Here is a 13991-nt window from a genome sequence, read left to right as displayed (position 1 = left end):
TTACAAGTGTTACATATCAAACACTTATGCATCATGTGGCAATGAAATTATCATTTCTAGGCCATCTTTTGCATTGTTTACTGCTGTGATTTTTCCCTTAACTGATTCAATGTGTCGCTTAGCCAGAGCCAACCCGACACCAAACCCAGTTCTCCCCTCGTTGTTTTTCTGTTTCAGCTTGAAAAACGGTTTAAAGATATGGGAAAGCATGGAGTCTGGAACACCGGGGCCTGAATCACGAATCTTAAGCACGACATGTTTATCCCGTACTTCTGCTGACACATGGAACTCCCCCTGCTTGGGAGTGTAACGAAGCCCGTTGCGAATCACGTTCTCGATCGCCTGACCAAGTGCTCTTTGGCTTGAGAAGTTCAAAACCAGATTGTCAGGTAGGGATACGGTGACTTTAGCGTCTGGATATTCAAAGGAAGCGTCATCGATGATGGAATCAACCAGCTCCACCAGATCAAAGGATTCACTTCTTAAATCCGGGCGCTCATTCTCTATCCAGGCAAGAGTGAGTGTATCTTCAGCCAGTTGTCGCATATTTCGAACTTCAGTCTCTATTCGGTGAAACATGCTTTTCACGTCTATTCCACGTTCGATACAGTTCAAAGCCAGTTCTATTCGGCTGATGGGAGTGCGAATTTCGTGCGACATGTCGCTGATAAGATTCCGATGATGTTCGATAAGCGTGGAAGTACGCTCTGCCATTTCGTCAAACGTTTTGGCTATTTCACCAAATTCGTCATTGGTTCTTGTGCCACCGATCCGCTCATTGAAATTTCCCTTGCTGAACTCCTGTGTTGCGCTATGAAAACGCTGCAAAGGCTTCATGACGTACCGGTAGATGTAGACAGTCAGGGCAAGTAACGCGGCAAACGGGATAACAAACCGGAACAGCCAGAACGCGTGTGACATATAAGTTCCTGGTCGCATGCGGTCTGGAAGAATAATAAGGAAGTGGTAATTCCCCTGGGAAAGCGCCACTTCCATGATTGGGTTATCGGGGAAATAAAGATGGATTTTCCAATCGACATTTCGACCTATTCCATAGCCATCGAAAAAACGTTGGTTCAGAGGGTTTCCACCAATAACATCCACTTGTGAGCGAACCAGTGTCGCCCAGGTATCTTCTTCAATTGCTAACTCATTAAGCCAGCGATCAAGTTCTTCTATCTTGTTTTCGTCGACCAAAGTCTGTGCTTTGCTCCCCCAAGCCAGAATCTCATCTCGGTGTGATTGCTTGAGGTAACTCATTTTTTCTTCGGATAAAATTGCAACGCTATGAAGCAATGAGAAAAAAATGACGACGCCTAGAGACAAAATGATAAACAGGCGCCAGAAAAGCACTTTCTTCATACAAACAGATAACCTTTACCGTGAACGGTTTTAATGCGGCTTGTTGGCATACCCTCTGCCACCAGCTTTTTGCGAATGCGGCTTAGGTGCATGTCCAGACTTCTGTCGTATTGGCAAAAATCTCGGTCTAAAACCGCTTGATAGAGATAAGGCTTAGACTGAACATGACCCTTATTTTGAGCCAAGGTCCAGAGAAGCTTGAATTGAATTGGGGTCAACTGAACGTCTGTGGGTTCATCGTTAGCGTTCACCGTCACGATTTGGGTGTACTTGTTTAAAACAAGTTCTTCGTGAGCAAGTTTGGAAGTACTGCTGATAGGTTTACCCGGAGATTGAGTTCTTCGCAAAATGCCTTCAATACGCAGGCAAAGCTCAGTAAAACTGCAAGGTTTAGATACGTAGTCGTCTGCGCCAAACCGAAGCCCACGGATTCGGTGTTCTTCCGCTCCGTAGGCTGTAAGCATGACCACTGGCGTACTGGAATGTTCGCGAACATAATTCAAAAGTTCAAACCCATCGACATCCGGTAAATCGACATCCAGAATAATCAAATCAAACGAATGAGTTTTCAGACATTCCAATGCCTTTGAACCAGATTCGTAGCTTGTCACTTCATACTGTTGAGAGGACAACAGTGCCGAAAGTTGAGAGTTAAGATCTGGGTCATCCTCTACCAATAGCAATTTATTCACTTTTTCATTGGTACTGTTTTCGAAGGCTGATGAAAGCTCAAAACTATTGACCGCGTCAAACATAATCCATTTCCAATTGCACAATAATGAGAATCATTATCATCTTATTACTAAGTAAAATCAATGCGCTCAGTTTAATATTACGTTGATTTATTTAGCCTGTTCTTCAGCGTCTTTTCGTTTATCAATTTTGTGCTGATCTTCTGTACGTCCTTGCTTCCAATAACTGCTGATGTAGATCTCGTCTCTTTCCACTTCTCTTTCGTTACGGAAATATTTTCTTAGCTGTCTCATGGTTGAAAATTCTGTGGCACACCAGACTCCCGGCTTGCCTTCTTTCCATTCCAAACTTTCTACTTCTTCAGCCAATTCGCGTCCTTCACCTTTCACAACCCAGCGAAACTCTACACCTTCCGGAGCATCAATATTCTGGATATCTTCTTTAGTATTGACTTCAAAAACGGCGTAACCCGACAGGTTATCGTTTAGTGTTTCCAGCACCGTAGAAGCCGCTGGTATTCCTGTCATATCTGCTACGATAAAACACCACTGCGCCTCAGGTTCGATCGTTTTAATACTGCCCGGACCGCGAACTGAAAGGCGGTCTCCCACTTCTGCCTGCTGCGCCCAGTAAGACGCAAGCCCAGCTTCTATGCTATTTCCGTGTATAACAAAATCGACATCAATCTGATTTTTGGCTTTATCTAAATGGCGAATGGAATAGGTGCGCAGTGACTGCTCTTCTTGTGAAGCTCCACTGCCAACAAAGCTGCGACCGTCCTGAGTCAGTTCCAACTTTATGTAGGCACCAGCAAAATCGTCTTCAAAGCTCTGTACACAATCACCTTCGAAAGTAATGCGAAGCATAGAAGGGGTAACAAACGATTTTGACTTGATAGTGAGTATCTGTGTCATCAATGAATCCTTTTGGTGTTCTTCAGTTCCCTGAAGCAACGGCTGATAGTGAGTTTTATTATTGATAGTAAAGACAGATTCGCTGTCCATTCACTTCATGGATCTGGAAATCCGTCTCGTAGATGTCTGAAAGCACCTCGGAGCGAACGACTTCAGCGACGGTGCCTGTCGCTTCAACTCTGCCTTTCTTGAGCGCAACGATGTTGTCGGAATAACAAGAAGCAAAATTGATGTCATGAATCACTATGACAACGGCTTTATTAAGCTCGTGCGCCAGCGTGCGAATATTTTTCATGATCTGGAGTGAATGCTTAATATCGAGGTTGTTTAGCGGCTCATCCAGAAAAACGTAATCGGTATCCTGAGCGACAACCATGGCAATGAATGCCAACTGACGCTGCCCGCCACTCAACTCATCAAGATATTTATGCTGGATATCTGTCAGGTCCAGATACCCAATGGATTTCTCGATCACTGCAATATCTTCTTTGTCCAGCTTGCCGCCGCTGTGAGGGAATCGACCAAAGCAGACCAGCTCACGAACCGTAAAACGCATATTCAGACTGTTAGACTGACGCAACACAGCGAGACGTTTCGCGAGCTCTTTTGTGTCCCATTCGGCAAGCTCTTTTGTATCGATGAACACCTGCCCTTCATCTCTTTGCAGAAGGCGACTCGCCATGGAAAGCAGCGTACTTTTCCCGGCACCATTTGGACCAATGATGGAAGTGACTTCCCCTTTAATAAACGAGGCACTCGCCTGATCCACTACTTTGCTTTTACCAAATGCTTTGGTGAGCTTTTCAATTTTAATCATGTTCCACCCACTACACTTTTTGTCGGATCAACAGAGAAAGGAAATACAGACCACCAACAAAGTTCACAATGACACTCAGTGTGGTTTCAAACTCAAACACACGCTCAACCAGCCATTGCCCGCTCAACAGCATACACACCGCCATAAGCGAAGCCCCCGTCATTAAAACCTGATGGCGATAGGTGGAAAAACATTGTCTGGTGAGGTTCGCAACCAGAAGACCGAAGAAGAGAATCGGTCCAACTAATGCTGTAGAAACGGCTATCAATATCGAAACCAGAATCAGCACTTGTTTGGTCACTTTCTTAACGTCAACACCCAAGCTGATGGCGTTGTCTTTATCCAGCCAGAAAACATCCAGTTTGCTGTGAAGCATGTAAAGGAAAAAAATCACGGCACACAATGGAATCAAGCTGACGTAGACCAGTTCGCTGTTTACGTTATTGAAACTTGCAAACATGGCACCTTGTAAGAAAGAGAATTCAGACGGGTCCATGATCATCATGAAAAAGCCTGCGATATTGGAGAATAGCTGACCGAAGATCACGCCCATCAATAGCAAGGTCATGATGTTGGCGTTTTCTTTACGGAAATAGAAGCTGAAAAGAGCCAGTGAAAAACCGACCATTACAGCGACAGAAATTGAAAACTTGATAAACGAATTTAGCAATACTGTGGCGACACCACCCAGTAATATCAGCACACAAACCTGAATGAGCACATAAAGAGAATCAAACCCCATGATACTGGGTGTTAAGATTCGGTTGTGAGTGACCGTCTGAAAGACCAGTGACGACTGAGCAATCGCTACCGAGGCAATCACTATCGCCAGCACTTTTGGTGTTCTTCGAGAAAGAAAGTATTCGTAGTTATCGGCGGTGAGACCTAAGCCAACAAACAGAAAAACGAGAACCAGAGATGCCGCAAGTAAACCAATTAAAACCGCCTTATCACGCATTGTTCTTCTCCCTCAAAATCAGGTAGAGGAACACCAGCCCACCTAAAATACTGATGATCATAGCGATAGGCACTTCAAACGGGAAAATGATAACGCGACCCAGAACATCGCAAACCAGAACTAGAATGGCACCACACAGCGCAGCGTAAGGGATGTTTCGGCGAATGTTATCGCCCATGTAGGCAGCAACAATGTTTGGAACGATTAACCCGAGGAAAGGCAACTCACCAACGATCATGACGATACTGGCAGAAGTCACCGAAACCAGTAACACGCCAATCACCACGACTTGCTGGTAATTCAGACCTATGTTGGTTGCAAAGTCTTTTCCCATACCCGCAGCAGAAAGACGGGCGGCATACCAGTAGCTAAATGCGGAAACCGGAATGGCAATGTAAAGCAACTCATAACTGCCTTGCAGTACAGTAGAGAAATTTGCGACAGCCCAGGTAGATAAGCTTTGTACCAGATTGTACTTATAAGCGATAAACACCGCGGCGGAGTAAACAACGTTACCAAAGATAATGCCCACCAGCGGAACGTAAATCGCATTTTTAAACTGAATAGAGTTTATAAAGCGAACAAATATCAAGGTGCCTGCCATCGCAGTGCCAAAAATAACAAAGAGGTTTTCACCGTGCCCAAAGATAAGAATACTCAGCAGATAGCCAAGCAAAGCACATTCAAAGGTGCCAGAAGTAGATGGCGCGGCGAATCGATTCTGGCTGATTTGCTGCATGATCAAGCCAGCAATGCTTAACCCAGCCCCTGCCAGCCAGATGGCTAACAAACGCGGTATCCGGCTAATAACTAACAGTTCCCAGGCGGCTTGATCACCTTCCAGTAACTTGGTCAGGCTTAAGTCGGCGACTCCGACGAAGAGTGATCCTGCACTCAAAACCAATAAAATAACAACTAACTTAAGCACTGCAGCTAGTAACCCCAATAATAATCATTCTTATTCAAAAACGGTTTAAAATATCCTATCCGATAGCAAAATCCTAGTCATCAATCCAATATTTACTTTTTCGCACAAGCATTTGCATAAATCACATAACTGATAGATAAATCTGTACCGCTTGGTTTTCTGTAAAAAATGCGATAAGTTTTCGGACTCGAAATAGAAATATCAGCAGTTTGGAGTCAGTGATGAAGCTTATTCGATGGGTTCTTGGAAGAATCATTCTAGGGTTTAATTTTGTGTTCTCGCCAAAAGGGCAAGAAAGAAGTGAAGCAGAACAACAAGCCGTTAATGAAAAGACGAAAAACCTTTCACTGTACCAGTTCGATGCTTGCCCATTCTGTGTAAAAGTACGCCGTCAGATGAAGAGACAATCGCTGGATATCGAACTGCGCGATGCCAAAAACGATGCCACGCATCGCCAGGAGCTTGAAAACGGCGGAGGCAGAGTTAAAGTGCCTTGCCTGAGAATCGATAATAATGGCGAGACGACCTGGATGTATGAATCAAACGATATCGTCGCCTACCTGCAAAAAGAATTTGCCTAATTTATTGTCTTTTATATCAAGATATAGCTAAAAACGCCGGAGCCATCGCTTCGGCGTTTTTTGTTACCGTAATCTGACATTCACCGGACTTATGCTTTTCGTCTCAAAGGTATATTCGCAGAACTATTACTAAAGCATAAAAATCTCATGAAGATTACAACCTCCGCTCTCCTTCTTTCAGCTTTGCTGCTGCCAGCTCATGCCAAAAGCTTGTCCAGTGAAGTACCCAATCATGTGGCATCTGCAGACATCATACGCTCTACCTTTCAAGACAAGCTCTATACCCTGTCGCCTTTTAAAGAGGGGCATTTTGGGCTTCGAATGTATCGCCAGACGCTCGATCCGCAGTACAAGTATGCGATCTGGAGTGACATGGCTCGTGTTGCGAGCAGGCTAAACCGCTTCAGTGAAGAAGTTCACACGCCTGAACAGATTCATCAGTACGCCATTAACCGGCTTTCGCACTACCTCGACAACACGGATGAGCGCAGCTTACGCCGATTTAATGCAACAAAAGCCATGCCCGAATACATGTACTTAGGTATTGGCTTATTGGGTTCCATGGCAAGAGCTAACGAATATGGGCTCAAACACAAAGACGATAAAATGCTCCGCGAGATTATTCGCCGTTACGATTTCACTAAATACGTCACCAATCCAACCATGATTGAAGCCTGGGCAGCTCAGCTTGCAAATCAAGTTTACTGGTTACGTCAGTTAGGCGAGCAGGACGTTGTGGATGAGTTCATCGAAAACTTCAAAGCCACTTATCCAGATGAGCGCGACGCACAGCTCACTAAACAGCAATTTGGAAACAAGCTGTATGGGATGACTCACATTATTCTCGCCGACTCAGGTTATTACCAGTACCCCGTTTCGGAACGAGAGCATCAGTGGATTTACGACTACCTCCGCAAAAACATCGATACGATTCTATTGAGGTCAAAGGAAGACGTTATTGCAGAAGTTGGCATTGCATTTCTTCTTGCAGGTCTTGATGACGACCCTGTGGTTCAGAAAACCCGTGATGCGATACAAGCTTCGATAAACTTTGATGCGGGTCTGGTGCCTTCAGTATTGGGAAATCTCTCGCTTTCCGGAGGCGAGCATCGAAATGTTCTGGCCATCATGCTTCTCGACTGGCGGGGAACCAATGCTGCACCAAAATATGGTGATGGGTCTTCGGTGCTAACGTCTATCCCTTACGGATTGGAACCAAAAACGCCTGCACTCGCGCTTAAGCAATGATAACTTATTAGGCTTTGTATCAACGAATAGTTAGAAGCCATATGAAGCCAGTAAGTCGAGATTGGGACGAGTTCTGTTATCCATTTATATATGAAGACAATCCCGCCTGTGATTTTGAAATTGCAGCAGACGACTTGTGTTGCCGAATCGGGTTATTGCTGACTATGGGTATTCAGCCTTTAACCGAGGATATTCTTCAAAGGTTGCAACCCAATGTTTATCATTTAAATGGTTCTGTACGGGGCAAGCTGGCTATCGATGAATCTCAACTATCAGAGTTAAAAGCGGACTATCATAAACTGAAAGACTTGTTGGATGGCGGTTTCAAAGGGTTTGTTTTACCAGGTGGGACTGCCGCTTCAGCAGAGCTCCATCTTGCTCGGTGTCAGGCGAAAAAAGTTGTTCGTGCGTTGGTTGCTGTCGGGCATAACGGAAAACGTTCACCCGCGCCTATCCTATTCCGCTATGCCAATTTGATGGCAAATACGTTTTACGCATTGGCAGCGTTTGAGAATAAGGTCGCCAATATCGAAGAGACGGAGTTTGTCAGTAAAAGTTACTGATGTGGAGGCAAAAATGACCCTTTCGAAAGTACAAGAGAAGATGATATTAGGAGCCCTTGTAGCCGATGCGGCTTCTTTGGGATTTCATTGGTTATATGACCAACCCACCATCAAAAGACTCACCCCTTCAGACCCTACTTTCCAATCTGTTTCCGCATCCGAATTTGAAAACAAAGGCTATTTCGCTCACGCAAATAAAAGCGCGGGAGAACCCTCTCAATATGGTGCACAACTTTATGCCATATTGGACTCTTTGAAACGGAAATCGGGTCGCTTTGACTTGAACGACTACGCCTTATCGTTTCAGGAGTGGTTTGACTTTGGAGGAGAATGGGTGGGCTATATCGATAAGCCGACCAAATTAACTCTACTGGCAATGCACTCTGCACAAGATTCAGAAGCAGAGATTTCCCAATGCGGTGCTGATGACCAGCAATTGCCCGCGGTTTCCAAGCTTCCACCATTGATTGCGTATATTGGTGCTCATCAGGCACACATTGAGCAAGCTGTCAGGGTCACCAACAACAATGACAGTGCGGTGCAATGGGCACTCGCTTTGGCAACAGTGATGCAGGCTGTTTTAGATGGCAGTTCAATACGTGAAGCGATTGAGCTAGTCCGATCCAACACCACAGAAGAAATTTCGACACAAATCGATGACGCAATAAACGCATTAAATCTGAGTAGCGAAGAATACGCTCAGAAGACCGGACTGCATTGCGACTTGTCCGTCGCGTGCCCCGTTATTGTCCACATTCTTTTGACCAGTTCGGACTATCGAAGCGCCGTCAAAACCAATATCTACTGCGGTGGTGACAGTTGCGGAAGAGCCATCATCATAGGTGCGATAATGGCAGTGACAGATTCCAGTGACATTCCTGCCGAATGGGTAGCAAAAACCCGATTTAAGAGAGATCAGGTCTGATAAGAAAGCGTCTGGAAAAATGGGTACATACTTGCGCCATAAGAAGAAAGGTATGTGCCTACTTTTGAGGGCGCAATTTCGGCAACTGGATAATCAAAGCGCTTTTCCCATTCAGTTGCCAGATCCATTTCTTTGATCAGCGCATCGCTAATCGCCTTGGGTGATGAACCGCCAATAACAATACACTCAGGATCGAACCAGCTTAAGGTTAGTAATAATGCAGGCATCAGCCTTTCTGCTGAACGTTTTATCCAGCTGGCAACAATTGGATGTTCAATATCTGGAATGTCTTCAAGCTTGACCACATCTAGTCCCGCTTCCTGAAGCTCAATGATGAGCTCACGCAAGCAAGGTCTTGGTGCTTCTGAGCGGTTGAAATACGTGCCAATTTCACCTGAATTGTTATGCCTACCGGAATGCAGCTTACCGTTCATAATCACAGCACCACCAATTCCGTGCCCAATCTCTATCAGCACCAAATGTTCAATGTTGTCCCATAACCCAGAATAGTACTCTCCAACTGCTGCCACTTTACAGTCGTTATCAATCCAGACTGGGTATTCAAAGTGGTGCCCGAATGCATCCGCCAGATCAACGTCCTGCCAGTGCGCCATTTGGTTAATGGTGCGGACTCGCTTGCCATCACAAAGGTGTGGTCCCGGCATCGAAACCCCAATGCCAAGAATCCTCGCATTAAGAAGCCTGTGTTTGGCTGTCATTTTAGAGATGGCATCGCGAATTAGAATGATGGTCTCTTCAACAGGTTGAGACTCATCATAGAAAATCTCAACTCTGTCGAGCACTTCGCCAGTAAAGTTGGCCAGCGCAAGGTCGATTCGGGCAATATGGAATGCAACCCCAAACGTAAAAGCAGCGTAGGGCGACAGCGATACTGGCTTCGCTGGCTGTCCTCGCCCGCCCTTTACTCTTTCACTTTCCTGAATCAACTGCAGCGTGAGTAGTTCTTTACACAGGGTCGTCACAGAACCAGTACCAAAACCGGTTAATTCTGCGATCTTGGTTCTTGGTAAAGTACCGTGCTGACGTATCACTGCCAGCACCCTCTTCTGCCCTTCAGTCAGGTTAAGTTGAAGCGGTTTGATTGGAGATAGCATCTTCCGTTTGGGTTCCTTTCGATAACAAAGCATGATTTTGGCTTAACTGGCGAGATTACACAGGCTCAAGCCCGGCTTCAAGTACCAGAGACTTAAGCATTTCAATATCATCGTGACTGATCATATCGATAAGCCCTTCCCGTAACCAACCTACCACTTCGCCGTGTACGTCGTAGCCAAAATGGCGATTGAAGTGTTCCGTTGGCGTTAAGCCATTGGACGTCGTTGGCAAGAACATCCTAACGCATAAGCCAGCCTGCTTGTACGCCCTTAAATCATCTACGTGAGCGTGTGGATATTCAATGCACACACAATCGGCATTAGATGCAAGAACAGCATTCAGCTGATCGTTGTACCTTGCCAAAGTAACCACCTGAATGTTCAGATCGGGGATCACTTTCTTTGCCTTATTCAGCAACACATGATCAAAAGCCAGCAACTGAATATAGCCGATGCTTCCGGGAATTGAGCGCAACAAAGCGTGCAGTTGGATAATAAACTCATCCTGACGCTTGCGTTGCTTAACCTCAACAACCAGCCCGACGCCCTTGTCCATTGCCCATACAATGCATTCTTCCAATGTCGGGATCTTTGTGTTTAGGAATTTGTTGTCAAACCAAGAGCCAAAATCAAGCTCTCGTAACGCTGAGAAATCCATTTGCTCAACATAACCAGAGCCATCAGATGTTCTGTCCACGCTGTGATCATGAATCACAACAATCTCGTTATCTGACGTCATGGCAACATCCAGCTCAATAGAGTGTGTACCTTCCTGATACGCCCCTTCAAAGGCAGGAAGCGTATTTTCTGGATAAAGGTGGCAATACCCCCTATGACTATTAACAAGAACTTTGCCTTTTCTGGCAACGTGAAACTCAAATGACATATAGTTACCTTATTCTTTATTGAAAAGTTTAATTAAACTGTAATCTATCTGTATGTGATCTTCAATCGGTTATTAATGATTAATTTATCATCATTTTGTACCTTTTATTTTCAATTAGTTAATGATTAACCACTGATTATAAAGTCAACAAATAGAGACGGATCACAAAAATTTTTAAATTCATTGATTAGCATTAATCTTTGTAGGCAAGTTTAAAAGGAAGAAATTAAGCCGATGTTGCAAATTAAGAATGTAACCAAGAAATTTGGAGACTTTGTCGCTTCTGAAAATATTTCGTTTGAAGCTAAGGCTGGGGAGTTTGTCACTCTGCTTGGACCAAGCGGATGCGGTAAAACTACCCTGTTGAAAATGATTGGGGGGTTTCTCACTGTAGATTCAGGCGAGATTTTGATTGATGGTCAGCGTATTGATCCACTACCCCCAGAAAAAAGAAGCACGGCCATGTGCTTTCAGTCCTATGCGCTGTTCCCACACCTGAGTGTTTCCCACAATATCTGCTTTGGTCTGGTACAGAAAAACATGCCGCTTGAGCAGCAAAAAACGCTACTGTCCGAAGCCATTTCACAGGTTGGGCTGGAAGATCACAAAGACAAGCTACCTGCTCAGCTATCTGGCGGGCAGCAGCAGCGCGTCGCACTTGCCAGAGCCATGGTTATGCGACCTGACGTCATACTGTTTGATGAACCCCTTTCCAACCTCGACGCCAAGCTGCGTGAAAGCGTGCGTTTTGAAATTAAGTCGCTACAAAAAGAACAGAACCTCACAACCGTCTACGTTACCCATGATCAGGCAGAAGCACTGGCGATGAGTGACAAAATCGTGGTGTTGAACAAAGGTTCGATTGAGCAAATTGGCACACCTGAAGAAATTTATTATCAGCCTAAAAATCGCTTTGTTGCTGATTTCATCGGCGCAGCAAATATTTTACCTGCAAGAGTAAGCCCGACTGACCAAGCCAATCTGTATCAGGTGGAATGCGAGTTAGGATCATTTTTAACCGAATCTCAACAAGCCCCAGTGGCAGAGCGTATTTACATTTGCTGGCGCCCTGAATCCGCACACCTGGCAAGCAGTGATGAAGAAAACTGCTTTCATGTTCAGGTCGAAAACCTGGCCTTTCTGGGGAATGTCACTGATTTGTTCGGGCGCGCTGCCGACGAGCCTTGTGGTCAGAAGATCCGCATTCAATTGCATCAGTCCATGTCGAGCCAACCGGGCGATAAAGTGGCTTTTAAAATGAGTCGTAACGCAATTCGCTTCCTAGAGGAGGTGAAGTCGTGAGGGCATACCTTTTTCTCATTCCCGGCTTAGGCATGATCCTGTTTTTAATGGGGAGTGCGTTGTACGCCGTTGTCGCTCAAAGCTTTGGTATGGCAGGTCTGACGGGAGAATCTTCATTCACCCTGCAATACTGGCAGGAAATGATTGCAGACCCCATTCTGCAACGTTCCATCGCTTACTCATTGCGCACCTCTATTCTGGGAAGCCTGGGTGCAATCATGCTCGCCTACCCCATTGCGCTTTGGTTAAGCCGTCCGCTGCCAGCTAAACCTGTCATCATCGGTGTGCTTCGCGCCCCAATGTTCGTCCCGGGTTTGGTTGCCGCGTTTCTTCTCATTAACGTGATCTCTTATCACGGTATCTTTAACGAAGGGCTAATGGCGCTTGGTTTGTTGGAAAAGCCACTTCGATTAACCAATGACAAGTTTGGCTGGAGTGTAATACTGCTTCAGGTATGGAAAAACGTACCTTTCGCTCTGATTCTTCTTGGTGGTGCCATCAACAGTATCCGCAGTGATATTCTTAATGCCGCCGATGATCTGGGCGCTTCGCGCTGGGCGAGATTCCGCCAGATTGTCTTCCCTCTGACCATCCCTGCTTTGCAGGCATCCCTAATACTCATATTTATTGGGGCGTTGGGTGACTTTGCTTTTGCCTCTATTGCTGGATCCCGTAACGCTTATTCGCTGTCCATGCTGATGAACTTCACGGCAACCCAGTACTACGAATGGGAAAAAGCCGCCGTCATCGCAATGGTCATTATGTTGTTAGCTGTTATCTCTGCGGTGGTGATTACCCTCATCACTCAACCTTTCTCCACGAAAACACGCTCCATCATCACCCATATTCAGAGAGGGGAATCATCATGAACAGCAATCACAAATGGGTGATCTACCTGAGTATCGGATTTTTTGTTCTGGTCAACATCATTTGGCTGGGTGTTCCTTTCGGGATGGCGGTGCTTTGGTCTCTGGTAGACCCATCACATCCGTGGAGTTTCCCCGATATTTTCCCGCAAGTTCTGTCCTTTGCTCGGTGGACAGAGATCTGGGAAACCACTTCGCTGGAAGAAGCGCTGTTTAACAGTTACACAGTGGCACCCGCCGTTGCTCTGGTTACCGTCACTCTGGCAACACCTACGGCTTATGCGTTTGGCAGAATGGAGTTTCGAGGAAAACGAGCTGCAGAGCTGCTTACATTGCTCCCTATGGTGATGCCTTCCATGATACTGGCGATTTTCTTCAGTGGAATGTTATTGCAGCTTGGGATTTCAGAACCTTATTTCAGCATTGTGATCGCGCACTCCGTTCTGGCACTGCCTTATGCAATACGAATTTTGAGCGCAGGTTTTAAAGCGGTTCCACAAGACGTCATCGACGCTTGTGCTGACATGGGAGCAAGCCGCTTTACCACTTTCCGTCATGCATTTCTGCCGATGCTTAAACCAAGCATGCTGGCGTCACTGATTTTCTGTCTGGTGATCAGTATCGAAGAGTTCAATATGGCTTATGTACTCGGAGCCCCAGATTTTATAACGGTTCCCACCATTTTGTACTCCTTTCTAGGGTACTCGTTCATCCGACCGGATGCGGCGGTAGTGTCACTTTTCTTAGTGATACCTAACGTCATTTTAATGCTCATTATCGAGCAACTTTTAAAAGGAAATTACTTGTCCCAGTCAACGGGCAAAGCTTAGAAG

General features: G+C 45.6%; 15 protein-coding genes. 7 read left to right on the top strand and 8 right to left on the bottom strand.

Annotation, left to right across the window (positions count from 1 at the left end):
- Positions 1-24: 24 nt before the first annotated feature.
- The 6 genes from INR79_RS23165 to INR79_RS23140 all read right to left on the bottom strand — a co-directional run bounded on the left by INR79_RS23165 (position 25) and on the right by INR79_RS23140 (position 5672).
- A complete protein-coding gene (locus INR79_RS23165; protein WP_200768634.1) occupies positions 25-1362 on the bottom strand; it encodes a sensor histidine kinase in 1338 nt (445 codons plus the stop codon).
- Positions 1359-2117 (bottom strand): response regulator transcription factor, encoded by a 759-nt coding sequence (locus INR79_RS23160; protein ID WP_004398893.1) that lies wholly within the window; start codon positions 2115-2117, stop codon positions 1359-1361. The genes INR79_RS23165 and INR79_RS23160 overlap by 4 nt, the downstream gene beginning before the upstream one ends.
- Before the next feature lie 87 nt (positions 2118-2204).
- Entirely contained in the window at positions 2205-2969 is a 765-nt protein-coding gene (locus INR79_RS23155) for a siderophore-interacting protein (RefSeq protein WP_223097109.1), read from the bottom strand.
- A gap of 58 nt (positions 2970-3027) precedes the next feature.
- Positions 3028-3786 carry an iron chelate ABC transporter ATP-binding protein VctC gene (gene vctC / locus INR79_RS23150; RefSeq protein WP_004398715.1) on the bottom strand — a complete coding sequence of 253 codons (759 nt, stop codon included), beginning with the start codon at positions 3784-3786 and terminating at the stop codon, positions 3028-3030.
- A 10-nt stretch (positions 3787-3796) separates the two neighbouring features.
- A complete protein-coding gene (locus tag INR79_RS23145) occupies positions 3797-4744 on the bottom strand; it encodes an iron chelate uptake ABC transporter family permease subunit (protein ID WP_223097108.1) in 948 nt (315 codons plus the stop codon).
- Entirely contained in the window at positions 4737-5672 is a 936-nt protein-coding gene (locus INR79_RS23140) for an ABC transporter permease (RefSeq protein ID WP_223097107.1), read from the bottom strand. The genes INR79_RS23145 and INR79_RS23140 overlap by 8 nt, the downstream gene beginning before the upstream one ends.
- A 221-nt stretch (positions 5673-5893) precedes the next feature.
- On the opposite strand from INR79_RS23140, the gene INR79_RS23135 reads away from it, so the two are divergent.
- From INR79_RS23135 to INR79_RS23120, 4 genes are all read left to right on the top strand, one after another.
- Positions 5894-6253 carry a glutaredoxin family protein gene (locus INR79_RS23135; RefSeq protein WP_223097106.1) on the top strand — a complete coding sequence of 120 codons (360 nt, stop codon included), beginning with the start codon at positions 5894-5896 and terminating at the stop codon, positions 6251-6253.
- A gap of 147 nt (positions 6254-6400) precedes the next feature.
- Positions 6401-7501: a DUF3541 domain-containing protein gene (locus INR79_RS23130; protein WP_223097105.1), complete on the top strand. Its 1101-nt coding sequence runs from the start codon at positions 6401-6403 to the stop codon at positions 7499-7501.
- Between the two features lie 41 nt (positions 7502-7542).
- Positions 7543-8064 carry an ATP:cob(I)alamin adenosyltransferase gene (locus INR79_RS23125; RefSeq protein WP_223097104.1) on the top strand — a complete coding sequence of 174 codons (522 nt, stop codon included), beginning with the start codon at positions 7543-7545 and terminating at the stop codon, positions 8062-8064.
- Positions 8065-8077: 13 nt separating this feature from the next.
- A complete protein-coding gene (locus tag INR79_RS23120) occupies positions 8078-8989 on the top strand; it encodes an ADP-ribosylglycohydrolase family protein (RefSeq protein ID WP_262415411.1) in 912 nt (303 codons plus the stop codon).
- Here the strand turns inward: INR79_RS23120 and INR79_RS23115 are convergent.
- Together INR79_RS23115 and INR79_RS23110 are read right to left on the bottom strand one after the other, a co-directional pair.
- Complete coding sequence (locus INR79_RS23115) at positions 8980-10104, bottom strand: ROK family transcriptional regulator (protein WP_223097103.1); 1125 nt, start codon at positions 10102-10104, stop codon at positions 8980-8982. The two genes, INR79_RS23120 and INR79_RS23115, sit on opposite strands and share 10 nt — an antisense overlap.
- A gap of 55 nt (positions 10105-10159) precedes the next feature.
- The gene (locus tag INR79_RS23110) at positions 10160-10990 is read right to left on the bottom strand and encodes a glycerophosphodiester phosphodiesterase (RefSeq protein WP_223097102.1); all 831 of its coding nucleotides are present in this window, start codon (positions 10988-10990) and stop codon (positions 10160-10162) included.
- A 234-nt stretch (positions 10991-11224) separates the two neighbouring features.
- Here INR79_RS23110 and INR79_RS23105 point away from each other — a divergent pair, with 234 nt between their 5' ends.
- The 3 genes from INR79_RS23105 to INR79_RS23095 are packed head-to-tail and all read left to right on the top strand — an operon-like array spanning position 11225 to position 13988.
- Positions 11225-12292, top strand: a complete 1068-nt coding sequence (locus INR79_RS23105; protein WP_223097101.1) for an ABC transporter ATP-binding protein — start codon at positions 11225-11227, stop codon at positions 12290-12292.
- On the top strand, positions 12289-13161 hold the full coding sequence (locus INR79_RS23100; RefSeq protein ID WP_223097100.1) for an ABC transporter permease: 873 nt from the start codon (positions 12289-12291) through the stop codon (positions 13159-13161). Before INR79_RS23105 ends, INR79_RS23100 begins: the two co-directional genes overlap by 4 nt.
- On the top strand, positions 13158-13988 hold the full coding sequence (locus INR79_RS23095; RefSeq protein WP_004398734.1) for an ABC transporter permease: 831 nt from the start codon (positions 13158-13160) through the stop codon (positions 13986-13988). Before INR79_RS23100 ends, INR79_RS23095 begins: the two co-directional genes overlap by 4 nt.
- Positions 13989-13991: the final 3 nt, after the last annotated feature.

The organism is Vibrio sp. SCSIO 43132 (genome assembly GCF_019904195.1).
Classification (GTDB): domain Bacteria; phylum Pseudomonadota; class Gammaproteobacteria; order Enterobacterales; family Vibrionaceae; genus Vibrio; species Vibrio nigripulchritudo.
This window is presented reverse-complemented; position numbering and strand designations above follow the sequence as displayed.